24 protein-coding genes and 2 pseudogenes are annotated in these 24,921 nt (G+C 49.2%); 19 read left to right on the top strand and 7 right to left on the bottom strand.

What is annotated here, in order from left to right:
• The first annotated feature begins 36 nt into the window (after positions 1-36).
• Together denD and ACLD11_RS07350 are read left to right on the top strand one after the other, a co-directional pair.
• Complete coding sequence (gene denD / locus ACLD11_RS07355; RefSeq protein ID WP_001165727.1) at positions 37-987, top strand: D-erythronate dehydrogenase; 951 nt, start codon at positions 37-39, stop codon at positions 985-987.
• Positions 984-2,480: a GntP family permease gene (locus ACLD11_RS07350; protein ID WP_079972858.1), complete on the top strand. Its 1,497-nt coding sequence runs from the start codon at positions 984-986 to the stop codon at positions 2,478-2,480. Before denD ends, ACLD11_RS07350 begins: the two co-directional genes overlap by 4 nt.
• Positions 2,481-2,521: 41 nt before the next feature.
• On the opposite strand, the gene ACLD11_RS07345 is transcribed toward ACLD11_RS07350, so the two are convergent.
• Complete coding sequence (locus tag ACLD11_RS07345) at positions 2,522-3,454, bottom strand: LysR substrate-binding domain-containing protein (RefSeq protein ID WP_411011715.1); 933 nt, start codon at positions 3,452-3,454, stop codon at positions 2,522-2,524.
• Positions 3,455-3,541: 87 nt separating this feature from the next.
• Between ACLD11_RS07345 and ACLD11_RS07340 the strand changes: the two genes are divergently transcribed.
• Both ACLD11_RS07340 and ACLD11_RS07335 read left to right on the top strand, forming a co-directional pair.
• Positions 3,542-4,750 (top strand): MFS transporter, encoded by a 1,209-nt coding sequence (locus ACLD11_RS07340; protein WP_000222391.1) that lies wholly within the window; start codon positions 3,542-3,544, stop codon positions 4,748-4,750.
• Entirely contained in the window at positions 4,747-5,127 is a 381-nt protein-coding gene (locus ACLD11_RS07335) for a DUF4440 domain-containing protein (protein ID WP_411011716.1), read from the top strand. Before ACLD11_RS07340 ends, ACLD11_RS07335 begins: the two co-directional genes overlap by 4 nt.
• A 55-nt stretch (positions 5,128-5,182) precedes the next feature.
• Here ACLD11_RS07335 and mutS read toward each other — a convergent pair whose 3' ends face one another.
• Positions 5,183-7,750 carry a DNA mismatch repair protein MutS gene (gene mutS / locus ACLD11_RS07330; protein ID WP_023195210.1) on the bottom strand — a complete coding sequence of 856 codons (2,568 nt, stop codon included), beginning with the start codon at positions 7,748-7,750 and terminating at the stop codon, positions 5,183-5,185.
• Between the two features lie 158 nt (positions 7,751-7,908).
• Between mutS and ACLD11_RS07325 the strand changes: the two genes are divergently transcribed.
• Positions 7,909-8,430 (top strand): cytoplasmic protein, encoded by a 522-nt coding sequence (locus ACLD11_RS07325; protein WP_411011717.1) that lies wholly within the window; start codon positions 7,909-7,911, stop codon positions 8,428-8,430.
• 171 nt (positions 8,431-8,601) lie between these two features.
• On the opposite strand, the gene pphB is transcribed toward ACLD11_RS07325, so the two are convergent.
• Positions 8,602-9,258 carry a protein-serine/threonine phosphatase gene (gene pphB, locus ACLD11_RS07320; protein ID WP_000420449.1) on the bottom strand — a complete coding sequence of 219 codons (657 nt, stop codon included), beginning with the start codon at positions 9,256-9,258 and terminating at the stop codon, positions 8,602-8,604.
• A 349-nt stretch (positions 9,259-9,607) separates the two neighbouring features.
• On the opposite strand from pphB, the pseudogene ACLD11_RS07315 reads away from it, so the two are divergent.
• Positions 9,608-9,826: pseudogene (locus ACLD11_RS07315) on the top strand (IS5/IS1182 family transposase); the annotation flags it as partial.
• Between the two features lie 72 nt (positions 9,827-9,898).
• Here ACLD11_RS07315 and ACLD11_RS07310 read toward each other — a convergent pair.
• From ACLD11_RS07310 to invH, 4 genes and pseudogenes are all read right to left on the bottom strand, one after another.
• Entirely contained in the window at positions 9,899-10,426 is a 528-nt protein-coding gene (locus tag ACLD11_RS07310) for a GNAT family N-acetyltransferase (RefSeq protein WP_000971655.1), read from the bottom strand.
• Positions 10,423-10,713, bottom strand: coding sequence for a DUF1778 domain-containing protein (locus ACLD11_RS07305; protein WP_000855694.1), 291 nt, complete (start codon positions 10,711-10,713; stop codon positions 10,423-10,425). Before ACLD11_RS07305 ends, ACLD11_RS07310 begins: the two co-directional genes overlap by 4 nt.
• 269 nt (positions 10,714-10,982) lie before the next feature.
• A pseudogene (locus ACLD11_RS07300) lies at positions 10,983-11,171 on the bottom strand (IS3 family transposase); the annotation flags it as partial.
• Positions 11,172-11,574: 403 nt separating this feature from the next.
• The gene (gene invH, locus ACLD11_RS07295; RefSeq protein ID WP_000715100.1) at positions 11,575-12,018 is read right to left on the bottom strand and encodes an SPI-1 type III secretion system invasion lipoprotein InvH; all 444 of its coding nucleotides are present in this window, start codon (positions 12,016-12,018) and stop codon (positions 11,575-11,577) included.
• A gap of 456 nt (positions 12,019-12,474) precedes the next feature.
• Here invH and invF point away from each other — a divergent pair, with 456 nt between their 5' ends.
• From invF to spaS, 13 genes are read left to right on the top strand one after another with little or no spacing between them, the layout of a single operon-like run.
• Positions 12,475-13,125, top strand: a complete 651-nt coding sequence (gene invF / locus ACLD11_RS07290) for a type III secretion system transcriptional activator InvF (RefSeq protein ID WP_001674874.1) — start codon at positions 12,475-12,477, stop codon at positions 13,123-13,125.
• Positions 13,122-14,810 carry a type III secretion system outer membrane ring protein InvG gene (gene invG, locus ACLD11_RS07285; RefSeq protein WP_411014728.1) on the top strand — a complete coding sequence of 563 codons (1,689 nt, stop codon included), beginning with the start codon at positions 13,122-13,124 and terminating at the stop codon, positions 14,808-14,810. Before invF ends, invG begins: the two co-directional genes overlap by 4 nt.
• Positions 14,807-15,925, top strand: a complete 1,119-nt coding sequence (gene invE, locus ACLD11_RS07280) for a type III secretion system gatekeeper InvE (protein WP_000612166.1) — start codon at positions 14,807-14,809, stop codon at positions 15,923-15,925. Before invG ends, invE begins: the two co-directional genes overlap by 4 nt.
• A gap of 24 nt (positions 15,926-15,949) precedes the next feature.
• Positions 15,950-18,007: a type III secretion system export apparatus protein InvA gene (gene invA, locus ACLD11_RS07275; RefSeq protein ID WP_000927219.1), complete on the top strand. Its 2,058-nt coding sequence runs from the start codon at positions 15,950-15,952 to the stop codon at positions 18,005-18,007.
• Between the two features lie 23 nt (positions 18,008-18,030).
• Positions 18,031-18,438 carry an SPI-1 type III secretion system chaperone SpaK gene (gene spaK, locus ACLD11_RS07270; protein ID WP_001164066.1) on the top strand — a complete coding sequence of 136 codons (408 nt, stop codon included), beginning with the start codon at positions 18,031-18,033 and terminating at the stop codon, positions 18,436-18,438.
• A complete protein-coding gene (gene invC, locus ACLD11_RS07265) occupies positions 18,435-19,730 on the top strand; it encodes a SctN family type III secretion system ATPase InvC (protein WP_183057800.1) in 1,296 nt (431 codons plus the stop codon). The genes spaK and invC overlap by 4 nt, the downstream gene beginning before the upstream one ends.
• Complete coding sequence (gene spaM / locus ACLD11_RS07260) at positions 19,708-20,151, top strand: SPI-1 type III secretion system protein SpaM (RefSeq protein ID WP_000555884.1); 444 nt, start codon at positions 19,708-19,710, stop codon at positions 20,149-20,151. The genes invC and spaM overlap by 23 nt, the downstream gene beginning before the upstream one ends.
• The gene (gene spaN, locus ACLD11_RS07255) at positions 20,151-21,161 is read left to right on the top strand and encodes an SPI-1 type III secretion system protein SpaN (protein ID WP_411014727.1); all 1,011 of its coding nucleotides are present in this window, start codon (positions 20,151-20,153) and stop codon (positions 21,159-21,161) included. Before spaM ends, spaN begins: the two co-directional genes overlap by 1 nt.
• Positions 21,161-22,072: an SPI-1 type III secretion system protein SpaO gene (spaO, locus tag ACLD11_RS07250; protein WP_411014726.1), complete on the top strand. Its 912-nt coding sequence runs from the start codon at positions 21,161-21,163 to the stop codon at positions 22,070-22,072. Before spaN ends, spaO begins: the two co-directional genes overlap by 1 nt.
• Positions 22,062-22,736, top strand: a complete 675-nt coding sequence (gene spaP, locus ACLD11_RS07245) for an SPI-1 type III secretion system export apparatus protein SpaP (protein WP_000526016.1) — start codon at positions 22,062-22,064, stop codon at positions 22,734-22,736. The genes spaO and spaP overlap by 11 nt, the downstream gene beginning before the upstream one ends.
• A 25-nt stretch (positions 22,737-22,761) precedes the next feature.
• Positions 22,762-23,022, top strand: coding sequence for an SPI-1 type III secretion system export apparatus protein SpaQ (gene spaQ / locus ACLD11_RS07240; protein ID WP_000342503.1), 261 nt, complete (start codon positions 22,762-22,764; stop codon positions 23,020-23,022).
• A gap of 3 nt (positions 23,023-23,025) precedes the next feature.
• Complete coding sequence (spaR, locus tag ACLD11_RS07235; RefSeq protein ID WP_183058836.1) at positions 23,026-23,817, top strand: SPI-1 type III secretion system export apparatus protein SpaR; 792 nt, start codon at positions 23,026-23,028, stop codon at positions 23,815-23,817.
• The gene (gene spaS, locus ACLD11_RS07230) at positions 23,804-24,874 is read left to right on the top strand and encodes an SPI-1 type III secretion system export apparatus protein SpaS (protein WP_080087148.1); all 1,071 of its coding nucleotides are present in this window, start codon (positions 23,804-23,806) and stop codon (positions 24,872-24,874) included. Before spaR ends, spaS begins: the two co-directional genes overlap by 14 nt.
• The last annotated feature ends 47 nt before the right edge of the window (positions 24,875-24,921 follow it).

Genomic DNA, 24,921 nt, shown 5'->3' with positions numbered 1-24,921 from the left:
TGAACTACCCTACACAACAATAAAGAGGACATCCGGATGCAGATTATCATTACCGGCGGGGGCGGCTTTTTAGGCCAGAAACTCGCAAGCGCCTTATTAAACTCATCGCTGGCGTTTAACGAACTGCTTCTTGTTGATTTAAAAATGCCTGCACGGTTATCAGATTCCCCTCGTTTACGCTGCCTGGAAGCTGACTTAACCCAGCCGGGCGTGCTGGAGAATGTGATTACCGCTAATACCTCTGTTGTTTATCATCTCGCTGCGATTGTCAGCAGTCATGCGGAAGACGATTTCGATCTGGGATGGAAAGTTAACCTGGATCTTACCCGCCAGTTACTTGAGGCGTGTCGTCGACAACCGCAGAAAATTCGTTTTGTCTTCTCCAGCTCGCTTGCCGTTTATGGCGGTACGCTGCCGGAATGCGTCACCGATACCACCGCGCTCACGCCGCGCTCATCTTATGGCGCGCAGAAGGCCGCCTGTGAACTGTTGGTCAACGATTATACCCGCAAAGGCTATGTGGATGGGCTGGCGCTGCGTTTGCCGACGATCTGTGTTCGCCCGGGTAAACCAAACCGCGCCGCTTCTTCTTTTGTCAGCGCGATTATTCGTGAACCGTTGCAGGGCGAGACGACCATCTGCCCGGTGTCGGAAAGTTTGCGGCTGTGGATTTCCAGCCCGGCGACGGTGATCCATAACCTGTCGCTGGCCGCAACGTTACCCGCGCCTGGCGAGGCGAGCAGCATCAACTTACCGGGGATCAGCGTAACCGTGGGCGAGATGCTGGAAACGTTGCGTCAGGCGGGCGGCCAGGCGGCGCGCGATCGGGTTACGCATCAGCGCGACGAAGGCGTCGAGAAAATTGTCGCCTCCTGGCCGGGACGTATCGATAACCAGCGTGCGCTGGCGTTAGGTTTTGTCGCCGATAAACGCTTCGATGACATTATTGAACGCTTTCGACAAGATGATATGGAGGGGAGGTCATGACAAGTTTACCGACCCCAATTATCGGCCTGATCGTTGCCGTTTTCGTGCTGGTATGGCTGGTGTTACGCACCCGTGTTCATGCGCTGATCGCGATGCTGGCGGCGGCCTGTATCGCCGGTCTGTTGGGGGGAATGGGCATTGATAAAACGCTCTCTGTCATCACCAGCGGATTCGGTACGACGCTGGGCAGCATTGGCCTGGTGATTGGTCTCGGCGTAATGATGGGGCGCTTGCTGGAGGTTTCCGGCGCGGCGGAGCGTATCGCCTGGAGCTTTATCAAATGGCTGGGGAAACGCCGTGAAGAGTGGGCGCTGGCAATCACGGGTTATATTGTCAGCATCCCCATTTTCGTCGATTCCGCTTTTGTCATTCTTTATCCGGTGGCGAAAGCGCTGGCGAAAAGCGGTAAACGTTCGCTACTGACGCTGGGCGTCGCGCTGGCGGGCGGGCTGGTGGTCACTCACCATACGGTACCTCCGACGCCAGGCCCGCTGGGGGTAGCCGGGATTTTTAACGTCGACATCGGCGCAATGTTATTGACCGGGATGGCGCTGGCGGTGCCCTGTGTGATCGGCATTGTGTTCTATGCGCAGTGGCTGGATAAACGCTACCCTGATTTCGTGCCGCGCACGCTGAACGCCGATGAAGTCAATGCCGCGCTGGAGCAGTACAATAAAGAGAAAGAGCAAAAGGATCTACCGAGCCTGACGCTCTCTCTGCTGCCTATTGTGGTGCCGATCGTGCTGATCTTCCTGAAGGCTATCTGTTCCACCCTCGCCACTGTAGAAGGATGGTCCGGCCTGGCGACGCATCCGGTGGTACAGGCAATCAACTTTGTGGGAAGTCCAGTGATCGCGTTGGCCATCAGCGTTCTGCTGGCGGTGTATACGCTGGTGCCGCACATGGATAAACATACCACCGCAGAGCGTCTGGAAGAGGGCTTGCAAAGCGCCGGGATTATCTTACTGGTCACGGGCGCTGGCGGCGCGTTGGGCGCGATCCTGCGCGACAGCGGCGCGGGGCAACAGCTGGCGGAGCAGGTTGCCAACCTGCCGATCTCGCCGATCCTGATCCCGTTTATCGTGGCGACGCTGGTACGCCTGATTCAGGGATCGGGGACGGTGGCGATGATCACTGCCGCCTCGATTTCCGCGCCGATCCTGGCGCAGATCCCCGGCATCAATATGTTGCTTGCCGCTCAGGCCGCAACGATGGGGTCGCTGTTCTTCGGCTACTTCAACGATAGCCTGTTCTGGGTGGTTAACCGCATGATGGGCGTCTCTGATGTCAAACAGCAGATGGTGGTTTGGTCTGTACCGACGACCATTGCCTGGGCGATTGGCGGCACCGGCGTGGCGCTGATTAACCTGCTGTTCGGTTCCGGCGGCAGTTGGCTCGATCCGTTACTGCCGATTGTCGTTCTGGCGGCAATTATGCTGTGGGTGCGTTGGCAGGCGCAGGGGATCAAAGACAAGCTGGTAGTTAAGGATTAAGACGGTATTATCCGTCCGGGAGCGCAATGCTCCCGGGCTGGCTACAATGATGGGGCGTGCTCCCCGCAATCCCATTGCGAACGTAAAAAATCAATAAATGCGCGTACTTTTGTCGATACATGGCGGGCGTCCGGATAAACGGCATAAATGCCCTGACGGGGAAAATGATAGTCGGGTAACAGGTGAATTAACGTTCCATCCTCCAGTGCGGTGTTGACTAACCATTGCGGCAGTAATGCGACGCCGCTTCCCGCGAGAGCGAAGGCCATCAGCGAGCGCGCGCTGTCGACAGAAATTTTGCCGGCTTTGCTTATCTCCAGGCGTGAGTGTTGGCCATGATTATTCGTTACTGTCCACCGTAGCGGCGTAGGTAATCGCTCATGAATAATCCATTCCGCCTGGGCCAACGACTCCAGTGACGACACGGGGTGGCGGGCGAGCCACTGCGGCGCGGCGACCGGCAGAATGGTAAAGCGGGATATCAGCGCGGCGCGATAGTGGGAGTCGGCCAGCGAGCCAAGCCGAATCGCCACATCAAAGCGCTCGGCAATTAAATCGGCATGATGTGATGAGGACATATGCCGAATACGGAGATCGGGATGGCGCTGACTAAACTGCGCCAGTACCGGAATGATCACCTGTTCGCCAAACTCGGGCGTAGTGGTAATACGTAACTCGCCGCCCAGCCCACTATGGCTGGCACGCACTTCATCCTGCAAATTTTTCGCTGCGTTGAGTAAATTCACGCCTTTTTGGTAAAAGAGGACGCCGGCGTCTGTGAGCGTCAATCGTCGGGTGGAACGTAGCAGTAACGTTACGCCAAGCTCTTTTTCAAGCTGCCGAATATTAAAGCTCACTACCGCTTTTGTTTGGCCCGATGCGGCCGCCGCCGCCGTGAAGCTGCCGCTATCTACCACGGCGATAAACAGCGACATACGCTGCAAATTGAGCATGGCGAGCTCCTTTACTGTCAAAATTATTTTGACAGTATATCGTTGAAGCGCGGACTTATCTGGCTTTCTCCGGACGGCTACATTAGCGCCTCTGACGGAGGATGCATAATGACGTACCGCAGTAAAGTGGCAGTGGTTTACCTGCTCGGCTTCTTTCTTGATCTGATTAATCTGTTTATTGCCAGCGTGGCTTTTCCTGCGATGTCCGTGGATCTGCATACGTCCATATCGGCGCTGGCATGGGTGAGTAACGGTTATATCGCAGGATTAACGCTGATCGTTCCGTTTAGCGCGTTTCTTTCGCGTTATCTCGGCGCACGACGGCTGATCATATTTTCGCTCATTCTGTTTAGCGTTGCCGCCGCTGCCGCAGGTTTTGCCGATTCCTTACACAGCCTTGTTTTCTGGCGTATTGTGCAGGGGGCGGGCGGTGGCTTATTGATCCCGGTTGGTCAGGCGTTAACCTGGCAACAGTTTGAACCGCATGAACGCGCTGGCGTGTCATCGGTTGTCATGATGGTGGCGCTACTGGCGCCGGCATGTTCGCCTGCGATTGGTGGGCTGCTGGTGGAAACGTGCGGCTGGCGCTGGATATTCTTTGCCACGCTGCCGGTGGCCGTTCTCACTTTATTGCTCGCTTATTGTTGGCTGAACGCCGCGTCGACGACAATGGCGTCAGCAAGATTGCTCCATCTGCCGTTGTTGACGGACAGGCTGCTGCGTTTTGCCATGATCGTCTATCTGTGTGTGCCGGGTATGTTCATTGGTATCAGCGTGGTCGGGATGTTTTATCTACAGAACGTCGCGCAGCTATCGCCTGCGGCGGCGGGGTCGCTGATGATCCCCTGGTCGATCGCTTCATTTGTCGCCATTATGCTTACCGGACGTTACTTCAATCGGCTTGGGCCGCGTCCGCTGATTATCGTCGGCTGTCTTCTTCAGGCCGCAGGGATACTGCTTTTAACTAACGTTACGCCTGCGACATCGCACCGTGTACTGATGATGATATTCGCCTTAATGGGCGCTGGCGGCAGTTTGTGCAGCAGTACCGCGCAGAGTGGCGCTTTCCTGACTATTGCTCGCCGGGACATGCCTGACGCCAGCGCGCTATGGAATCTTAATCGTCAGATCAGCTTTTTCCTTGGCGCGACGCTGTTGACGCTGCTATTAAATGCGCTCCAGCGCGTTATGTCGCTTGAGGTTGCTTATCGCTGGACCTTTATTGCCGCCGCCGGTATCACCCTGCTGCCCCTTATTTACGCTGTCTGTCTAAACAATAGACAGGCGCTTCTGTGCCTGAAAAAGGAAAGATCATGAATCCATATAAAGAAGAAATTATTCACGCCCATGCGGCGATTGAGAACTGGCTTAGTAAGGGGGTGGGTAGCCTGGAGGCGTTGATAGCGCGTTTTGCTGTTGATTTTACGATGATAACGCCAGGCGGTGTTTGTCTGGATTATCCGGCGCTCGGCGCTTTTTTCCAGGCGCAGCGCGGGTGTCGCCCGGGGCTGGTTATCGTGGTTGAGCACATTGACCTTGTGGCGGAGTGGCCGGAAGGCGCCGCGCTGCGTTATCGTGAGCGCCAGCAACTGCCGGGCCAGGCTGAGACGGTACGCTGGTCGACGGTCATTTTAAAAAGCGAAAGAGGACGGATAGTCTGGCGTCATTTACACGAAACAACAGTCACAGCCTGAAAAGCCTGTTCCTGCGCGCAGACCCGATAGCGCGGCGCTATCGGGTCTGACACGTTTACACCAGACTTTTCAGCCGATAGATCCACTCCAGCGCCTGGCGTGGCGTCAGGGAGTCCGGATCGAGATTCTCCAGCGCTTCAACGGCAGGCGATGTCTCCTCCGGGGCGGCAAGCAACGACATTTGCGTGCCGTCCACCTGCGTTGCCGCCGCATTGGGCGAGATGCTTTCCAGCTCGCGGAGTTTTTGGCGCGCGCGTTTGATGACTTCTTTAGGGACGCCCGCAAGCGCCGCGACCGCCAGGCCATAGCTCTTACTTGCCGCGCCGTCCTGCACGCTGTGCATAAACGCGATAGTATCGCCGTGTTCCAGCGCATCCAGGTGGACGTTTGCCACGCCTTCCATTTTCTCCGGTAATTGGGTCAGCTCGAAGTAGTGGGTAGCGAACAGCGTTAACGCTTTAATCTTATTCGCGAGATTCTCCGCGCAGGCCCAGGCCAACGACAGCCCGTCATACGTGGAGGTACCGCGCCCGATTTCATCCATCAATACCAGACTGTTTTCCGTGGCATTATGCAGAATGTTCGCGGTTTCGGTCATCTCCACCATAAAGGTCGAACGCCCGGAGGCCAGGTCGTCCGCTGCGCCGACGCGGGTAAAAATACGGTCGATGGGGCCGATTTCCACGTTTTGCGCCGGAACGTAACTGCCGATATAGGCCAGCAGGGCGATCAATGCCGTTTGCCGCATATAGGTACTTTTACCGCCCATATTGGGGCCGGTAATGATCAACATCCGGCGCTGCGGCGACAGATTGAGCGGGTTAGCGATAAACGGCTCATTCAGTACCTGTTCAACCACCGGGTGGCGACCTTCGGTAATACGGATACCGGGTTTATCGGTAAATGTTGGGCAGGTGTAATTCAGCGTCCAGGCGCGTTCGGCCAGGTTAATCAGCACATCCAGTTCCGCCAGCGCGTTGGCGCTCTGCTGTAAATCGGCCAGATGTGGCAACAGCAGATCAAACAATTCGTCATATAGCTGTTTTTCCAGCGCCAGCGCTTTGCCTTTCGAGGTCAGAACTTTATCTTCGTACTCTTTAAGCTCAGGAATAATGTAGCGTTCGGCATTTTTCAGCGTCTGGCGACGCACATAATTGATGGGCGCCAGATGGCTTTGACCACGGCTAATCTGAATGTAATAACCATGTACCGCGTTATAGCCGACTTTCAGCGTATCCAGCCCGGTACGCTCGCGTTCGCGAATTTCCAGACGATCGAGATAATCGGTGGCGCCGTCCGCCAGCGCGCGCCATTCGTCCAGCTCTTCATGGTAGCCGGGTGCAATAACGCCGCCGTCGCGGACCAGTACCGGCGGCGCGTCAATAATGGCGCGTTCCAGGAGGTCGCGCAGCTCGGCGAAATCGCCCATTTTTTTACGCAACGCCTGTACCGGCGCGCTGTCAACGGTTTCAAGCTGAGCGTGCAATTCCGGCAGTTGCTGGAAGGCGTGACGCATTCGGGCGAGATCGCGCGGACGCGCGGTGCGCAGCGCCAGACGCGCAAGGATGCGCTCCAGATCGCCGACCTGACGCAGCACCGGTTGCAGTTCGCTGACGGTGTCCTGCAAGGCGCCGATGGTCTGCTGGCGTTCACGCAATATGTCGGTATTTCGTACCGGCATATGCAGCCAGCGTTTAAGCATTCGGCTACCCATTGGCGTCACGGTACAGTCAAGCACCGCGGCGAGGGTATTTTCGACACCGCCGGCCAGGTTCTGGGTAATTTCCAGATTGCGGCGGGTCGCGGCATCCATAATGATGCTGTCCTGCTGGCGTTCCATCGTAATGGAACGAATATGCGGCAGGGAGGTGCGCTGGGTATCTTTTACGTACTGTAACAGGCAGCCTGCCGCACATAATCCACGCGAGGCATTTTCGACGCCGAAACCAACCAGATCCCGCGTACCGAATTGCAGATTTAACTGCTGGCGGGCGGTATCAATCTCAAACTCCCACAACGGGCGACGGCGTAGACCCCGACGTCCTTCTATTAACGCCATTTCAGCAAAATCTTCGGCATACAATAGTTCGGCGGGATTGGTGCGCTGCAGCTCTGCGGCCATCGTTTCACGGTCGGCGGGTTCGCTCAGACGAAAGCGCCCGGAGCTGATATCCAGCGTGGCGTAACCGTAGCCTTTACCATCCTGCCAGATAGCCGCCAGCAGGTTATCCTGACGCTCCTGTAGCAGGGCTTCATCACTGATAGTGCCAGGCGTAACGATACGCACGACCTTACGTTCAACGGGACCTTTGCTGGTGGCCGGATCGCCAATCTGTTCGCAAATAGCGACGGATTCGCCCTGATTGACCAGTTTCGCGAGGTAGTTTTCTACGGCGTGGTGCGGGATACCCGCCATAGGGATAGGTTCGCCAGCCGATGCGCCGCGTTTGGTCAGCGAAATATCGAGCAACTGCGACGCACGCTTTGCGTCGTCATAAAACAGCTCGTAAAAGTCTCCCATACGATAAAAGAGCAGGATCTCCGGATGCTGGGCTTTCAGCTTGAGATACTGCTGCATCATCGGGGTGTGGTTGGAGAAGTCCTTATCAAATGACTCATTCATATTGATTTTACTCGTTTTTTTATTCTTTCAAGTGCTCATGTGGCCACGGGTAAAACCCTTATAAACTCACATAAACCCATAAATTTGTAGCTCACCTGTAGCCTAAAATGTGACAGGTTACATTCTCATCATTCCTGGACTACAACAGGGGTGATACTTTGAAAACAACTCTCAGCCAGCCTTTCATTATCAACAAGTTAAGTATCAATGTTAAGCCTGCACTCAGTCGCTCTGGAAAAATCGTTTTCGAAGCTAACCCAGCTCAAAAACTCTACATTGTTTTCGATGACCACAGAGAAGCTCCTGCTGGTTTCGGGGTAAAAGCCAGTTTGACGAAAAAAATCTACGTAATCCAGCGAAGAGTAGCCTCGTCAGATCGTAATGTCAGTGAGGGTAGGAAGCCAAGTTCTGTCTTGAAAGTAAAAGTTGGAAATGTGTTCGATTTTCCAAATATTGACGAAACAAGGCAAGTAGCCAGGCAATTAGTTCAGACCATGCTCGCAACAAAGAGAAATCCCAACAAAATTAAGAGGGAAACGGATGCTTCCAAACTCGAGACTGTAATCAAGATTGTGTTGCATGAAGGCAAGCCGATCCATTTCGCCACCACGGTTATTGCGCTTTCTTCCGATAGGTATCTTGAGATGTGCGATCTTTACTCGTCTCAGGCGATCGGGTAACTACCTGCGTCTGATTACGGCTTCGTTTTTTTGGCCTGCGATCTTAATGCTGAAATGGGCAGAAAAACGCGAAATTTAGACGCTATTACGAATGGGCAATGGTACTTATTGAAGGCTATGTCATTGCCCATAATGCAGGGAGGGTTAATATTATATAATTCTATTTCCAGATTACTTTATTTTAAAAAAAGACAGATTGCCTGAACAGAAAGAACCGGTGTCAATGTAGATTTGATTGGCGAATGTTGTTGTGTAGTCAACAATCATATGGCCGAAGATAAAAGTATCCGCACCGCGTATTGGATGGATATTCCCCTGTAACGAACCAAGCAGACGATCGCGTGACCATAGAACGCTATCAATATCAACTTGCTTCCCATAATCGTAGCTGTCATCTGGATAATCGGCATGGGCAATCACGTACTTCTTTGAGGACGTTTCAACCTCTATGATGTGAGGACGCTGCTTAAAAGTTAGTAATAGTTCAGTGGCTTCTTGCCTGTCTTTTTCGGTGACCGAGTCGTACCAGTAACCACCGTTTACATACCAGAAATTGCCATCCTGTGTTTCAAAAGCGTCAAGCGCCATAGCTTCATGATTACCCACTACAGAAATAAACCATGAGGTATTTAACAGTCTCAGTGTTTCAAGGTTTTCTTTTCCTCGATCAATGTTATCTCCAGTGGAGATCAAGAGATCGGTATCAGGAGAGAAATGTAATTGAGCCAGTCTGGTTAACAATAAGGAGTAACATCCATGAATATCACCAACGACCCAAATGTGGCGATAGAGATCGCTGTTGATGTCAGCATAACGAATTAATTCCATGATGTTCCTATAGCACAATTTTGGAGGCTGGTATTATAACAAAGAAGTAGGGTGATATTAATTTTTATTGTTTAAAATACGCAGTTATTAAAATAACCTACAAGCTAGAAATGAACGGATAATATATATTTTATGAATCGGTTAATTAAAGTAGACGATGTGCTTGAAAGATGCACTATTTCTCGCGCAACACTTTACTGATTAATTGCAAAGGCATACTTTCCCACTCAGCGGAAGCTCTATCCCGAAGGGGCTTTGTTGAATAAATCGAACTTACAAGAGATTGGCGGATCTGATCGTTACTGTCGTTTCAGCATCGGGTCCCCATGGCAAAGCAAAAGTTTAAAATCAACATCTGAGCGGCAGCAATGAGGTCTGGAAAAAGAAAGTGGGCTATCACCGTCGTTCAGTAGCGGAAACGGTCATGTTCCGTATCAAAACCTTGCTGGGCGGTCATCTGAGCCTGCGGAACTATGACGCGCAGGTGGGTGAAGCGATGGCCAAAGCGCTGAACCGGATGACGTTGTTGGCAATGTTGGCAATGCCGACCAGCGTCAGGCTCGTATAACGAGTGCTCCGGTGGGAGTCCTGTATCCTTATCGTTGGCCGATTCTGAATTATTCAATAAAGCCTCATGTTGTCATAACCTACCAGATGCAGATAAAGCAGCATAAAGCGTTTTAAACGACAGCAACAAGGAAAGGGGTTGATCGTTTAATGGTACTGCGCCAAATCCTTTGTACCAGTCGCAGACCTGTTTATTTTTGGCATCAATAAGCAGGGCTACGCCACCGACCTGCAAAGCCGCCTGTATGCAACGCTTTCCGGCAGATAACAAAAGTTGTGCTCCCAGCCCTTGCCCCTGCATAGATTTGTCTACGGCTAAACGACCCAGACGAAACACTGGCACATCGTATCTCCCTAATCCTTTGCTGATTGCGCCGGGAACCTGTGCATATATCAGTGATGCAGGACTGACTGAGTAAAAGCCGTGGATACGTGTAACATCCGAATTATCAAGCGCAACATAGGTTTTCGTTGTCCCTTTCTCATGATTTTGTCGTGCATGGCGTTGCAGGAATTGGTTCAGATCGGCATCCCCACAATCAAAATTCATTCGATTGTGGGTTTTCCCTATCGCGGCCTCATGCCAGTCTGTAAACATCATTTCTTCATGTCCGGCAGGGCGAAAGCAGCGGCAAGAAGCTTTTCATTCGGCGCTGGCGGGTTATCTAAAATTTCCATGATCATTTGAGTATCACGTTCCGTCAGATATACCCGTTCGGCGGCATCAACAATCTTCTGTGCGACAGGTAGTACGTTACTGACCACAAAATCCGTCAGGTTGGTTTGCTGGATTGCCGCAGCGCGGACTATCAACTTTTTGGCATCCGTCGATACACGCAACGACAGCCTTTCGTTAGATTCTATAGCTATCTGAGGCATGGTTTTTATCCTCCTGTTTATGAACAATATGTACAATTATAATACATATCTGTACGCTTTCAAGGCGTACAAGTGAGGCTGGTATAATCCAGACATGACAAGAAGGTCGTTCACTGTCTTTAAACAGGGGATTAACTTCGGTTTATCGCGATTGCATTATTTTAATCTCACTGATTACGTATCATCAGGGAGTTTGCTAAATATATTCATGATTCTCTTTTTTGCCGTAACTGGTTGATTGATCCTACCCGCGTAGTATGGACACAACCCTAAGCGGCGGACATCTCCTGCTCACGTTCAGAAGAAGAGAGCTGAGTTTCGCCAGCTGTAGATCTGTGATTTATACAGGTTAAGCTCGCTGGTGGCAGCGGCCACCCCAATGCGTTCCGCCAGTTTCAGGGGTTCCTGACGAAATTCAGGCGTGTGCTACTTGCGTAGCTTTTGGTGGTTGATGCTGGTTTTGTCATGTGAGTCACCTCTTGCTTGAGCGTTTACTCACTTAGTTGCGTGTCCACTATTGCTGGGTAAGATCAAAAGAACGTTATCCGCGAAAAGTGGATAGGGTATCGTAAGAATGCCAACATGTGGGGCAAGAGGGGGATGTCAGTTTACCGCGATATACGAGACGATAGTTTGTCAGTATAAGTTTCGGCTATTTTCCCGAGTCTGGGAGGCAGTTCTTTATCGCAAATAAAAAAAGCAGCAGCGAGGTGCTGCTGTATCAAAAAGCAGATTGATAAATGCAACGTAAGAGACAAATGGCCAACCGTAAAAGTGACCATAGCTATAATAATTATATTGATATTAAGTGGCAATGCAAAATATGGTCTTAATTATATCATGATGAGTTCAGCCAACTGTGATATGGCCTTATAAGGCTTGCAGTCTTTCATGGGCAGTAAGTAACGTCTGATATATGCTTAAATTCTTACTTCCGGGTTCAAGTAAAACTTTTTTAAATTCGGTCATGAGTTGCTCTTCATCTTCTTTCGAACGCATGTATTGTGGATGTTCCTGGAAGAAGGTGAGCGCCTGTTCTTTGGTTTGTTTATATTTTTCGCAAAAAATGCTTGAGCTGATTGCGCTATTTTTTGATGCGGAATTATCAGCGTTCTGGTTTGATAATGATTTATTCTTCGCAAGGTCTGACGGCACATACGGAAGAGACTGACACTCATCAATACTATTTGCGTTGGCCAGTTGCTCTTTCTGAGCGCCAGGTTGCTGTACCGGTTTGCTCACGGAGGAAGGGAGGGGCACCTGGGCACAGCCAATCAGTAAAAAGACAGGAAGACAGCTATAAAATTTTTTCATATTAACTCCAACTACAGAAGAATGAGGCACAATGTTTTTACACAACCGTCAGAACGTTATCTGACAATAGTGATAAGGGGGCGAATGCGTTTCAGGAATGCTAGCAAAAAAAACTTCTGATATAAATAATTAATTCTTCATCCCGATGACAATATTTGATTTTTTGCTGCTGCAGAATAATAAGCCAGAATTTATACACTATGAGCTGATTTTCTATTTTAAATTATCAAGCGCTGTGCAAGTGGGCCAATTTAATTAGCGGGTGGCATCAGTTTCATAATGATTGCATCAGGATTTTGCCACTCGCTCCCGGTATTGTTTACATATTAAAATGATTTTTAACTGGTGCTGACAACTATGCTAAATACGCAGGAAGTACTTAAAGAAGGAGAGAAGCGGAAAATCCGCAGCCCGGAAGCATGGTTTATACAGACGTGTTCCGCGCAAAAGCTGCATATGTCATTTTCTGAAAGCCGACACAATGAAAACTGCCTGATTCAGGAAGGCGCGCTGCTTTTTTGCGAGCAGGCCGTTGTCGCACCAGTATCAGGAGACCTGGTTTTTCGACCGTTAAAAATTGAAGTACTCAGCAAATTACTGGCATTTATCGATGGCGCAGGATTAGTGGACACGACATATGCTGAATCCGATAAATGGGTTTTGCTGAGTCCTGAGTTTCGCGCTATTTGGCAAGATCGTAAACGCTGCGAGTACTGGTTTTTGCAGCAAATTATTACGCCTTCTCCGGCCTTCAATAAGGTACTGGCGCTGTTACGAAAAAGCGAGAGTTACTGGTTGGTTGGCTATTTACTCGCTCAGTCAACCAGCGGCAACACGATGAGAATGCTGGGAGAAGACTATGGCGTTTCTTATACCCATTTTCGTCGTTTGTGCAGCAGAGCGTTGGGCGGAAAAGCGAAGAGTGAATTACGAAACTGGCGTATGGCGCAATCGCTGCTGAATAGTGTAGAAGGCCACGAGAACATCACCCAATTAGCCGTTAATCATGGTTACTCATCGCCTTCACATTTTTCTAGTGAGATCAAAGAGCTGATCGGCGTTTCGCCGCGGAAATTATCAAATATTATTCAATTGGCAGACAAATGAAGACACATATTCTTTTGGCCAGAGTGCTGGCATGTGCCGCGCTTGTTCTGGTTGCACCTGGTTATTCTAGTGAAAAAATACCTGTAACGGGAAGTGGGTTTGTTGCGAAAGACGATAGCCTGCGGACATTTTTCGATGCCATGGCGCTACAGCTAAAGGAGCCTGTCATTGTTAGCAAAATGGCGGCACGAAAAAAAATTACGGGCAACTTTGAGTTTCACGATCCTAACGCATTACTGGAGAAGCTTTCCCTACAACTGGGGCTGATTTGGTATTTCGATGGGCAGGCTATCTATATTTATGACGCCAGTGAAATGCGCAATGCCGTGGTTTCTTTACGCAACGTCTCACTCAGTGAGTTCAACAATTTTCTAAAACGCTCAGGTTTATATAACAAAAATTACCCGCTACGTGGCGATAACCGTAAAGGAACATTCTATGTTTCAGGGCCACCCGTCTATGTTGATATGGTGGTCAACGCCGCCACCATGATGGACAAGCAAAACGATGGTATTGAGCTGGGACGCCAGAAAATAGGGGTGATGCGTCTGAACAATACCTTCGTGGGCGATCGTACCTACAATCTGCGCGATCAGAAAATGGTTATTCCCGGTATTGCTACGGCCATTGAAAGGTTATTGCAGGGAGAAGAGCAACCCTTAGGTAATATTGTCAGTAGCGAACCCCCGGCGATGCCAGCATTTTCAGCGAATGGAGAAAAAGGTAAAGCAGCAAATTATGCCGGTGGCATGAGTCTGCAGGAAGCCTTAAAGCAAAATGCCGCGGCGGGCAATATTAAAATCGTGGCCTATCCGGATACCAACAGTTTGTTAGTAAAGGGAACGGCTGAGCAGGTGCATTTTATCGAAATGCTGGTTAAAGCGCTGGATGTCGCCAAACGTCACGTAGAATTATCCCTGTGGATTGTCGATCTTAATAAAAGCGATCTGGAGCGTTTGGGCACTTCATGGAGCGGCAGCATTACTATTGGGGACAAACTTGGCGTGTCATTAAACCAGTCTTCAATAAGTACCCTCGATGGCAGTCGATTCATCGCCGCGGTCAATGCGTTAGAAGAGAAGAAACAGGCGACGGTGGTTTCGCGCCCGGTATTACTGACTCAGGAAAATGTTCCCGCTATTTTTGATAACAACAGAACGTTTTACACCAAGCTGATTGGGGAACGTAATGTGGCGCTTGAGCATGTAACATACGGAACAATGATCCGAGTGCTGCCCCGTTTTTCCGCAGATGGTCAGATAGAAATGTCGCTGGACATTGAAGATGGCAACGATAAGACGCCGCAATCCGATACTACCACCTCCGTAGATGCGTTACCCGAAGTCGGGCGAACGTTAATTAGCACTATTGCAAGAGTTCCGCACGGAAAAAGTTTGCTGGTCGGTGGTTATACACGGGATGCAAATACCGATACTGTCCAAAGTATTCCGTTTTTAGGCAAATTACCGCTTATTGGTAGCCTGTTCCGTTATTCCAGTAAGAATAAAAGTAATGTTGTTCGTGTGTTCATGATTGAACCAAAAGAAATTGTCGACCCGTTAACGCCGGATGCCAGCGAATCGGTAAACAATATTCTGAAGCAAAGCGGTGCCTGGAGTGGGGACGATAAGTTACAGAAATGGGTTCGTGTTTATCTGGATAGAGGTCAGGAGGTAATTAAATGATTCCTGGCTCAACCTCTGGTATTTCATTTTCCAGAATATTGTCCCGGCAGGCATCTCATCAGGATGCGACCCAGCATACTGATGCGCAACAGGCGGAAATACAACAGGCCGCAGAGGATTCGTCTCCAGGGGCGGAAGTACAAAAATTTGTCCAGTCGACGGACGAAATGTCAGCGGCGCTGGCGCAATTTCGTAACCGTCGCGATTATGAAAAAAAATCCAGTAATTTATCTAACAGTTTTGAACGCGTGCTGGAGGATGAGGCTTTACCGAAGGCGAAGCAAATATTAAAGCTAATTAGCGTACATGGCGGCGCGTTAGAAGATTTTTTACGTCAGGCGCGTAGCTTATTTCCTGACCCCAGTGATTTAGTCCTTGTGTTACGCGAATTGCTTCGTCGTAAAGACCTGGAAGAGATCGTGCGGAAAAAGCTGGAGTCGTTACTTAAGCACGTTGAAGAGCAAACCGATCCGAAGACCCTCAAGGCAGGGATTAATTGTGCGTTGAAGGCCCGGCTTTTTGGGAAAACATTATCGTTAAAACCAGGCTTATTGCGCGCCAGCTATCGGCAATTTATCCAGAGTGAATCACATGAAGTGGAGATTTACTCTGACTGGATAGCCAGTTATGGCTATCAACGTCGACTGGTGGTACTGGATTTTATCGAGGGTTCGCTATTAACCGATATTGACGCGAATGACGCCAGCTGTTCGCGTCTGGAGTTTGGCCAGCTTTTACGACGTCTGACGCAACTTAAAATGTTGCGCTCCGCTGATCTACTGTTTGTGAGTACGTTGTTATCGTATTCGTTTACCAAAGCGTTTAATGCGGAGGAGTCGTCGTGGCTACTACTGATGCTTTCGCTATTGCAACAGCCACATGAAGTGGATTCGCTGTTAGCCGATATTATAGGTTTGAATGCGTTATTGCTTAGTCATAAAGAACATGCATCCTTTTTGCAGATATTTTATCAAGTATGTAAAGCCATACCCTCTTCACTCTTTTATGAAGAATATTGGCAGGAAGAATTGTTAATGGCGTTACGTAGTATGACCGATATTGCCTACAAGCATGAAATGGCAGAACAGCGTCGTACTATTGAAAAGCTGTCTTAATTTAATATTAACAGGATACCTATAGTGCTGCTTTCTCTACTTAACAGTGCTCGTTTACGACCTGAATTACTGATTCTGGTACTAATGGTGATGATCATTTCTATGTTCGTCATTCCATTACCTACCTATCTGGTTGATTTCCTGATCGCACTGAATATCGTACTGGCGATATTGGTGTTTATGGGGTCGTTCTACATTGACAGAATCCTCAGTTTTTCAACGTTTCCTGCGGTACTGTTAATTACCACGCTCTTTCGTCTGGCATTATCGATCAGTACCAGCCGTCTTATCTTGATTGAAGCCGATGCCGGTGAAATTATCGCCACGTTCGGGCAATTCGTTATTGGCGATAGCCTGGCGGTGGGTTTTGTTGTCTTCTCTATTGTCACCGTGGTCCAGTTTATCGTTATTACCAAAGGTTCAGAACGCGTCGCGGAAGTCGCGGCCCGATTTTCTCTGGATGGTATGCCCGGTAAACAGATGAGTATTGATGCCGATTTGAAGGCCGGTATTATTGATGCGGATGCCGCGCGCGAACGGCGAAGTGTACTGGAAAGGGAAAGCCAGCTTTACGGTTCCTTTGACGGTGCGATGAAGTTTATCAAAGGTGACGCTATTGCCGGCATCATTATTATCTTTGTGAACTTTATTGGCGGTATTTCGGTGGGGATGACCCGCCATGGTATGGATTTGTCCTCCGCTCTGTCTACTTATACCATGCTGACCATTGGTGATGGTCTTGTCGCCCAGATCCCCGCATTGTTGATTGCGATTAGTGCCGGTTTTATCGTGACTCGCGTAAATGGCGATAGCGATAATATGGGGCGGAATATCATGACGCAGCTGTTGAACAACCCATTTGTATTGGTTGTTACGGCTATTTTGACCATTTCAATGGGAACTCTGCCGGGATTCCCGCTGCCGGTATTTGTTATTTTATCGGTGGTTTTAAGCGTACTCTTCTATTTTAAATTCCGTGAAGCAAAACGTAGCGCCGCCAAACCTAAAACCAGCAAAGGCGAGCAGCCGCTCAGTATTGAGGAAAAAGAAGGGTCGTCGTTGGGACTGATTGGCGATCTCGATAAAGTCTCTACAGAGACCGTACCGTTGATATTACTTGTGCCGAAGAGCCGGCGTGAAGATCTGGAAAAAGCTCAACTTGCGGAGCGTCTACGTAGTCAGTTCTTTATTGATTATGGCGTGCGCCTGCCGGAAGTATTGTTACGCGATGGCGAGGGTCTGGACGATAACAGCATCGTATTGTTGATTAATGAGATCCGTGTTGAACAATTTACGGTCTATTTTGATTTGATGCGAGTGGTAAATTATTCCGATGAAGTTGTTTCCTTTGGCATTAATCCAACAATCCATCAGCAAGGTAGCAGTCAGTATTTCTGGGTAACGCATGAAGAGGGGGAGAAACTCCGGGAGCTTGGCTATGTGTTGCGGAACGCGCTTGATGAGCTTTACCACTGTCTGGCGGTGACGCTGGCGCGCAACGTCAATGAATATTTCGGTATTCAGGAAACAAAACATATGCTGGACCAACTGGAAGCGAAATTCCCTGATTTACTTAAAGAAGTGCTCAGACATGCCACGGTACAACGTATATCTGAAGTTTTGCAGCGTTTGTTAAGCGAACGTGTTTCCGTGCGTAATATGAAATTAATTATGGAAGCGCTCGCATTGTGGGCGCCAAGAGAAAAAGATGTCATTAACCTTGTGGAGCATATTCGTGGAGCAATGGCGCGTTATATTTGTCATAAATTCGCCAATGGCGGCGAATTACGAGCAGTAATGGTATCTGCTGAAGTTGAGGATGTTATTCGCAAAGGGATCCGTCAGACCTCTGGCAGTACCTTCCTCAGCCTTGACCCGGAAGCCTCCGCTAATTTGATGGATCTCATTACACTTAAGTTGGATGATTTATTGATTGCACATAAAGATCTTGTCCTCCTTACGTCTGTCGATGTCCGTCGATTTATTAAGAAAATGATTGAAGGTCGTTTTCCAGATCTGGAGGTTTTATCTTTCGGTGAGATAGCAGATAGCAAGTCAGTGAATGTTATAAAAACAATATAAGGGCTTAATTAAGGAAAAGATCTATGCAACATTTGGATATCGCTGAATTAGTTCGTTCCGCACTGGAAGTAAGTGGTTGCGATCCTTCACTCATCGGAGGAATAGATAGCCATTCAACAATTGTTCTGGATTTATTTGCATTGCCAAGTATCTGTATCAGCGTCAAGGACGATGATGTATGGATCTGGGCGCAATTGGGTGCTGACAGCATGGTGGTATTACAACAGCGGGCTTATGAAATCTTAATGACCATAATGGAAGGATGCCATTTTGCCCGCGGCGGGCAATTACTACTGGGGGAGCAGAATGGGGAGCTAACGCTTAAAGCCTTAGTGCATCCGGATTTTTTATCTGACGGTGAAAAGTTCTCTACTGCCTTGAATGGGTTTTACAACTATCTGGAAGTTTTTAGTCGGTCGCTAATGAGATGAAAACACCTCGTTTACTGCAATATCTGGCCTACCCACAAAAAATAACCGGCCCAATTATTGAGGCGGAATTGCGCGATGTGGCCATTGGCGAACTGTGTGAAATACGCCGTGGCTGGCACCAAAAACAGGTTGTTGCACGTGCGCAGGTGGTTGGCTTACAGCGGGAACGCACCGTGCTAAGCCTTATCGGCAATGCCCAGGGGCTGAGCCGCGATGTCGTGCTTTATCCCACTGGACGTGCGTTATCGGCGTGGGTGGGATACTCGGTATTAGGCGCGGTGTTGGATCCGACGGGGAAAATCGTTGAGCGTTTTACCCCTGAAGTGGCGCCAATTAGCGAAGAACGCGTTATTGATGTCGCACCGCCTTCTTACGCTTCGCGTGTTGGCGTCCGTGAACCGCTGATTACCGGTGTGCGCGCGATTGACGGGTTATTGACCTGTGGCGTAGGCCAGCGAATGGGCATTTTTGCCTCCGCAGGATGCGGTAAGACCATGCTGATGCATATGCTGATCGAGCAAACGGAGGCGGATGTCTTTGTTATCGGTCTTATCGGTGAACGAGGCCGCGAGGTCACTGAATTCGTGGATATGTTGCGCGCTTCGCATAAGAAAGAAAAATGCGTGCTGGTTTTTGCCACTTCCGATTTCCCCTCGGTCGATCGCTGCAATGCGGCGCAACTGGCGACAACCGTAGCGGAATATTTTCGCGACCAGGGAAAACGGGTCGTGCTTTTTATCGATTCCATGACCCGTTATGCGCGTGCTTTGCGAGATGTGGCACTGGCGTCGGGCGAGCGTCCGGCCCGTCGAGGTTATCCCGCCTCCGTATTCGATAATTTGCCCCGCTTGCTGGAACGCCCCGGGGCGACCAGCGAGGGAAGCATTACTGCCTTTTATACGGTACTGCTGGAAAGCGAGGAAGAGGCGGACCCGATGGCGGATGAAATTCGCTCTATCCTTGACGGTCACCTGTATCTGAGCAGAAAGCTGGCCGGGCAGGGACATTACCCGGCAATCGATGTACTGAAAAGCGTAAGCCGCGTTTTTGGACAAGTCACGACGCCGAAACATGCTGAACAGGCATCTGCCGTGCGTAAATTAATGACGCGTCTGGAAGAGCTCCAGCTTTTCATTGACTTGGGAGAATATCGTCCTGGCGAAAATATCGATAACGATCGGGCGATGCAGATGCGGGATAGCCTGAAAGCCTGGTTATGCCAGCCGGTAGCGCAGTATTCATCCTTTGATGACACGTTGAGCGGTATGAATGCATTCGCTGACCAGAATTAAAGTATTGCAGCGGCGCTGTACGGTATTTCATTCACAGTGTGAGTCGATATTACTTCGCTATCAGGATGAGGACCGCGGGCTGCAGGCCGAGGAGGAGGCGATCCTTGAACAAATAGCGGGTCTGAAATTGTTATTAGATACGCTGCGTGCAGAAAACAGACAGCTCAGTCGTGAGGAAATTTATACGTTATTACGTAAGCAGTCTATTGTTCGCCGGCAGATAAAAGATTTAGAACTCCAGATTATACAAATTCAGGAAAAACGGAGCGAGCTGGAAAAGAAAAGGGAAGAGTTTCAGAAAAAAAGTAAATATTGGTTGCGCAAAGAAGGGAACTATCAACGCTGGATAATCCGTCAGAAAAGACACTATATCCAGCGAGAGATACAGCAGGAAGAGGCCGAGTCAGAGGAGATAATTTAATGGGCGATGTGTCAGCTGTCAGTTCATCCGGGAACATTTTACTGCCGCAGCAGGATGAGGTTGGCGGTTTATCAGAAGCATTAAAAAAAGCGGTGGAAAAACATAAGACAGAATATTCCGATGATAAAAAAGATCGCGACTATGGCGATGCTTTCGTAATGCATAAAGAAACGGCTTTACCGGTATTGCTGGCGGCATGGCGACATGGCGCGCCAGCGAAATCAGAACATCACAATGGCAACGTTTCTGGTCTGCATCATAACGGAAAAGGCGAACTCAGGATTGCTGAAAAACTGTTGAAAGTCACTGCTGAAAAATCTGTCGGTTTGATTTCTGCGGAGGCCAAAGTAGATAAATCCGCAGCGTTGCTATCGTCTAAAAATAGGCCGTTAGAAAGCGTAAGCGGTAAAAAATTATCTGCTGATTTAAAAGCCGTGGAATCCGCTAGTGAAGTAGCCGATAACGCCACGGGAATCTCTGACGATAATATCAAGGCATTGCCTGGAGATAATAAAGCCATCGCGGGCGAAGGCGTTCGTAAAGAGGGCGCGCCGCTGGCGCGGGATGTCGCACCTGCCCGAATGGCCGCAGCCAATACCGGTAAGCCTGACGATAAAGATCATAAAAAGGTTAAAGATGTTTCTCAGCTTCCGCTGCAACCAACCACTATCGCCGATCTTAGCCAATTAACCGGCGGCGATGAAAAAATGCCTTTAGCGGCGCAATCAAAGCCGATGATGACTATTTTTCCCACTGCCGATGGCGTGAAAGGAGAGGATAGCTCGCTGACTTACCGTTTTCAGCGCTGGGGAAATGACTATTCCGTCAATATTCAGGCGCGGCAAGCAGGGGAGTTTTCGTTAATACCGTCAAATACGCAGGTTGAACATCGTTTGCATGATCAATGGCAAAACGGTAATCCCCAGCGCTGGCACCTGACGCGAGACGATCAACAAAATCCGCAGCAGCAACAGCACAGACAGCAATCTGGCGAGGAGGATGACGCCTGATGTCATTGCGTGTGAGACAGATTGATCGTCGCGAATGGCTATTGGCGCAAACCGCGACAGAATGCCAGCGCCATGGCCGGGAAGCTACGCTGGAATATCCGACGCGACAGGGAATGTGGGTTCGGTTGAGCGATGCAGAAAAACGGTGGTCGGCCTGGATTAAACCTGGGGACTGGCTTGAGCATGTCTCTCCCGCTCTGGCGGGGGCGGCGGTTTCTGCTGGCGCTGAGCACCTGGTCGTTCCCTGGCTTGCTGCAACAGAGCGACCGTTTGAGTTGCCCGTGCCGCATTTGTCCTGTCGGCGTTTATGCGTAGAGAACCCCGTGCCGGGAAGCGCGCTGCCGGAAGGGAAATTGTTGCACATTATGAGCGATCGGGGCGGCCTGTGGTTTGAGCATCTTCCTGAACTGCCTGCAGTCGGGGGCGGCAGGCCGAAAATGCTGCGTTGGCCGTTGCGCTTTGTAATCGGTAGCAGTGATACGCAGCGTTCGTTGCTGGGCCGAATCGGGATCGGAGATGTACTCCTGATTCGTACTTCCCGTGCGGAAGTTTATTGCTACGCGAAAAAGTTAGGTCATTTCAACCGTGTTGAAGGGGGAATTATTGTGGAAACGTTAGATATTCAACATATCGAAGAAGAAAATAATACAACTGAAACTGCAGAAACTCTGCCTGGCTTGAATCAATTGCCCGTCAAACTGGAATTTGTTTTGTATCGTAAGAACGCTACCCTCGCCGAACTCGAAGCCATGGGGCAGCAGCAGCTATTATCACTGCCGACCAATGCTGAACTTAACGTTGAAATTATGGCGAATGGTGTTTTGCTGGGTAATGGCGAACTGGTACAGATGAATGACACCTTAGGCGTTGAGATCCATGAATGGCTGAGCGAGTCTGGTAATGGGGAATGATATCTCATTAATTGCCTTACTGGCATTTTCCACCCTGTTGCCATTTATTATTGCGTCAGGAACCTGTTTCGTTAAATTTTCTATTGTATTTGTCATGGTGCGTAACGCCCTGGGATTGCAGCAGATACCTTCAAATATGACGCTTAACGGCGTCGCATTGCTGCTTTCTATGTTTGTTATGTGGCCAATAATGCATGATGCCTACGTCTATTTTGAGGACGAAGATGTCACCTTTAATGATATTTCGTCATTAAGTAAACACGTTGATGAAGGTCTGGATGGCTATCGCGATTATCTGATCAAATATTCAGATCGCGAGTTAGTTCAGTTTTTTGAAAACGCGCAACTGAAGCGTCAGTATGGAGAAGAGACCGAGACGGTAAAGCGTGACAAAGATGAAATTGAAAAACCTTCAATATTTGCGTTATTACCTGCTTATGCGCTGAGTGAAATAAAAAGCGCGTTTAAAATTGGTTTTTATCTCTATTTGCCCTTTGTCGTCGTCGACCTGGTGGTATCCAGCGTGCTACTGGCGCTGGGGATGATGATGATGAGTCCGGTGACGATATCTACGCCTATTAAGCTGGTGCTTTTTGTCGCGCTTGATGGCTGGACCTTACTGTCTAAGGGATTGATATTACAGTATATGGACATTGCAACATGACATCATTACGAGACGGGATAGTTAAATGGATGATTTAGTGTTTGCAGGTAATAAGGCGCTCTATCTTGTTTTAATCCTGTCAGGGTGGCCGACGATTGTCGCAACGATTATCGGCCTCCTGGTAGGGTTATTCCAGACGGTAACGCAATTACAGGAACAGACGCTGCCTTTTGGCATTAAATTACTTGGCGTGTGTTTGTGCTTGTTTTTACTGTCTGGCTGGTATGGCGAAGTTTTACTCTCTTACGGGCGTCAGGTGATATTCCTGGCGTTGGCTAAGGGGTAAAAAATGCTTTACGCGTTGTACTTTGAAATTCATCACCTGGTTGCGTCTGCAGCACTAGGGTTTGCTCGCGTGGCGCCGATTTTTTTCTTTCTGCCGTTTTTGAATAGCGGGGTATTAAGCGGCGCGCCGAGAAACGCCATTATCATCCTGGTGGCATTGGGAGTATGGCCGCATGCATTGAACGAGGCGCCGCCGTTTTTATCGGTGGCGATGATTCCGTTAGTTCTGCAAGAAGCGGCGGTTGGCGTCATGCTGGGCTGTCTGCTGTCATGGCCTTTTTGGGTTATGCATGCGCTGGGTTGTATTATCGATAACCAGCGAGGGGCAACGCTAAGTAGCAGTATCGATCCGGCAAATGGCATTGATACCTCGGAAATGGCTAATTTCCTGAATATGTTTGCCGCTGTCATTTATTTACAAAACGGCGGTCTGGTCACGATGGTTGACGTGTTAAATAAAAGCTATCAGCTATGCGATCCGATGAACGAGTGCACGCCTTCATTACCGCCGCTATTAACGTTTATTAATCAGGTGGCTCAAAACGCGTTGGTTCTGGCCAGTCCGGTGGTATTAGTGCTGTTGCTGTCAGAAGTATTCCTGGGTTTATTGTCGCGCTTTGCTCCACAAATGAACGCCTTTGCGATTTCACTGACGGTAAAAAGCGGTATTGCTGTTTTAATTATGCTGCTTTATTTCTCTCCGGTACTACCGGACAATGTACTGCGACTCTCTTTCCAGGCCACAGGATTAAGCAGTTGGTTTTACGAGCGAGGGGCGACGCATGTCCTCGAATAAAACAGAAAAACCGACTAAAAAACGGCTGGAAGACTCCGCTAAAAAAGGCCAGTCATTTAAAAGTAAAGATCTCATTATCGCCTGCCTGACGCTGGGAGGAATTGCCTATCTGGTGTCGTATGGCTCATTTAATGAGTTTATGGGGATAATTAAGATCATTATTGCGGATAATTTTGATCAGAGCATGGCTGACTACAGTTTGGCCGTTTTTGGGATAGGGTTAAAATATCTGATTCCATTTATGCTGCTCTGCTTAGTGTGTTCCGCATTACCGGCGTTATTACAGGCCGGTTTCGTGCTGGCGACAGAAGCATTAAAACCTAATTTATCGGCGTTAAACCCGGTAGAAGGTGCAAAAAAACTTTTTAGTATGAGAACGGTTAAAGATACGGTCAAAACCTTACTGTATCTCTCATCCTTTGTGGTGGCCGCCATCATTTGTTGGAAGAAATATAAGGTTGAAATCTTTTCTCAATTAAATGGCAATGTTGTGGGTATTGCCGTCATTTGGCGTGAACTTCTCCTCGCGCTGGTATTAACTTGCCTTGCTTGTGCATTGATTGTCTTATTATTGGATGCTATTGCGGAATATTTCCTGACCATGAAAGATATGAAAATGGATAAGGAAGAAGTGAAGCGTGAAATGAAGGAGCAGGAAGGGAACCCAGAGGTTAAATCTAAAAGACGTGAAGTTCATATGGAAATTCTGTCTGAACAGGTGAAATCCGATATTGAAAACTCACGCCTGATTGTTGCCAACCCCACGCATATTACGATCGGGATTTATTTTAAACCTGAACTGATGCCGATTCCGATGATCTCGGTGTATGAAACGAATCAGCGCGCACTGGCCGTCCGCGCCTATGCGGAGAAGGTTGGCGTACCTGTGATCGTCGATATCAAACTGGCGCGCAGTCTTTTCAAAACCCATCGCCGTTATGATCTGGTGAGTCTGGAAGAAATTGATGAGGTTTTACGTCTTCTGGTTTGGCTGGAAGAGGTAGAAAACGCGGGCAAAGACGTTATTCAGCCACAAGAAAATGAAGTACGACATTGAGCCGCGTAAAGCAGTAGCGATGTATTCATTGGGCGTTTTTTGAATGT

Origin of the sequence: Salmonella sp. 741265116_PST, assembly GCF_046567715.1 — a bacterium.
GTDB classification, from domain to species: Bacteria; Pseudomonadota; Gammaproteobacteria; order Enterobacterales; family Enterobacteriaceae; genus Salmonella; species Salmonella enterica.
This window is presented reverse-complemented; position numbering and strand designations above follow the sequence as displayed.

Bases quoted from the DNA above. Each gene is read 5' to 3' on its own strand.
- ACLD11_RS07350 (WP_079972858.1), top strand. From the start codon at position 984: ATGACAAGTTTACCGACCCCAATTATCGGCCTGATCGTTGCCGTTTTC.
- pphB (WP_000420449.1), bottom strand. From the start codon at position 9,258: ATGGAATTAATTCGTTATGCTGACATCAACAGCGATCTCTATCGCCAC.
- spaP (WP_000526016.1), top strand. From the start codon at position 22,062: ATGGGGAATGATATCTCATTAATTGCCTTACTGGCATTTTCCACCCTG.
- ACLD11_RS07335 (WP_411011716.1), top strand. From the start codon at position 4,747: ATGAATCCATATAAAGAAGAAATTATTCACGCCCATGCGGCGATTGAG.
- spaS (WP_080087148.1), top strand. From the start codon at position 23,804: ATGTCCTCGAATAAAACAGAAAAACCGACTAAAAAACGGCTGGAAGAC.
- spaQ (WP_000342503.1), top strand. From the start codon at position 22,762: ATGGATGATTTAGTGTTTGCAGGTAATAAGGCGCTCTATCTTGTTTTA.
- spaR (WP_183058836.1), top strand. From the start codon at position 23,026: ATGCTTTACGCGTTGTACTTTGAAATTCATCACCTGGTTGCGTCTGCA.
- ACLD11_RS07340 (WP_000222391.1), top strand. From the start codon at position 3,542: ATGACGTACCGCAGTAAAGTGGCAGTGGTTTACCTGCTCGGCTTCTTT.
- spaK (WP_001164066.1), top strand. From the start codon at position 18,031: ATGCAACATTTGGATATCGCTGAATTAGTTCGTTCCGCACTGGAAGTA.
- invE (WP_000612166.1), top strand. From the start codon at position 14,807: ATGATTCCTGGCTCAACCTCTGGTATTTCATTTTCCAGAATATTGTCC.
- invG (WP_411014728.1), top strand. From the start codon at position 13,122: ATGAAGACACATATTCTTTTGGCCAGAGTGCTGGCATGTGCCGCGCTT.
- invH (WP_000715100.1), bottom strand. From the start codon at position 12,018: ATGAAAAAATTTTATAGCTGTCTTCCTGTCTTTTTACTGATTGGCTGT.
- mutS (WP_023195210.1), bottom strand. From the start codon at position 7,750: ATGAATGAGTCATTTGATAAGGACTTCTCCAACCACACCCCGATGATG.
- spaM (WP_000555884.1), top strand. From the start codon at position 19,708: ATGCATTCGCTGACCAGAATTAAAGTATTGCAGCGGCGCTGTACGGTA.
- denD (WP_001165727.1), top strand. From the start codon at position 37: ATGCAGATTATCATTACCGGCGGGGGCGGCTTTTTAGGCCAGAAACTC.
- ACLD11_RS07310 (WP_000971655.1), bottom strand. From the start codon at position 10,426: ATGATGTTTACAGACTGGCATGAGGCCGCGATAGGGAAAACCCACAAT.
- invC (WP_183057800.1), top strand. From the start codon at position 18,435: ATGAAAACACCTCGTTTACTGCAATATCTGGCCTACCCACAAAAAATA.
- invF (WP_001674874.1), top strand. From the start codon at position 12,475: ATGTCATTTTCTGAAAGCCGACACAATGAAAACTGCCTGATTCAGGAA.
- spaN (WP_411014727.1), top strand. From the start codon at position 20,151: ATGGGCGATGTGTCAGCTGTCAGTTCATCCGGGAACATTTTACTGCCG.
- spaO (WP_411014726.1), top strand. From the start codon at position 21,161: ATGTCATTGCGTGTGAGACAGATTGATCGTCGCGAATGGCTATTGGCG.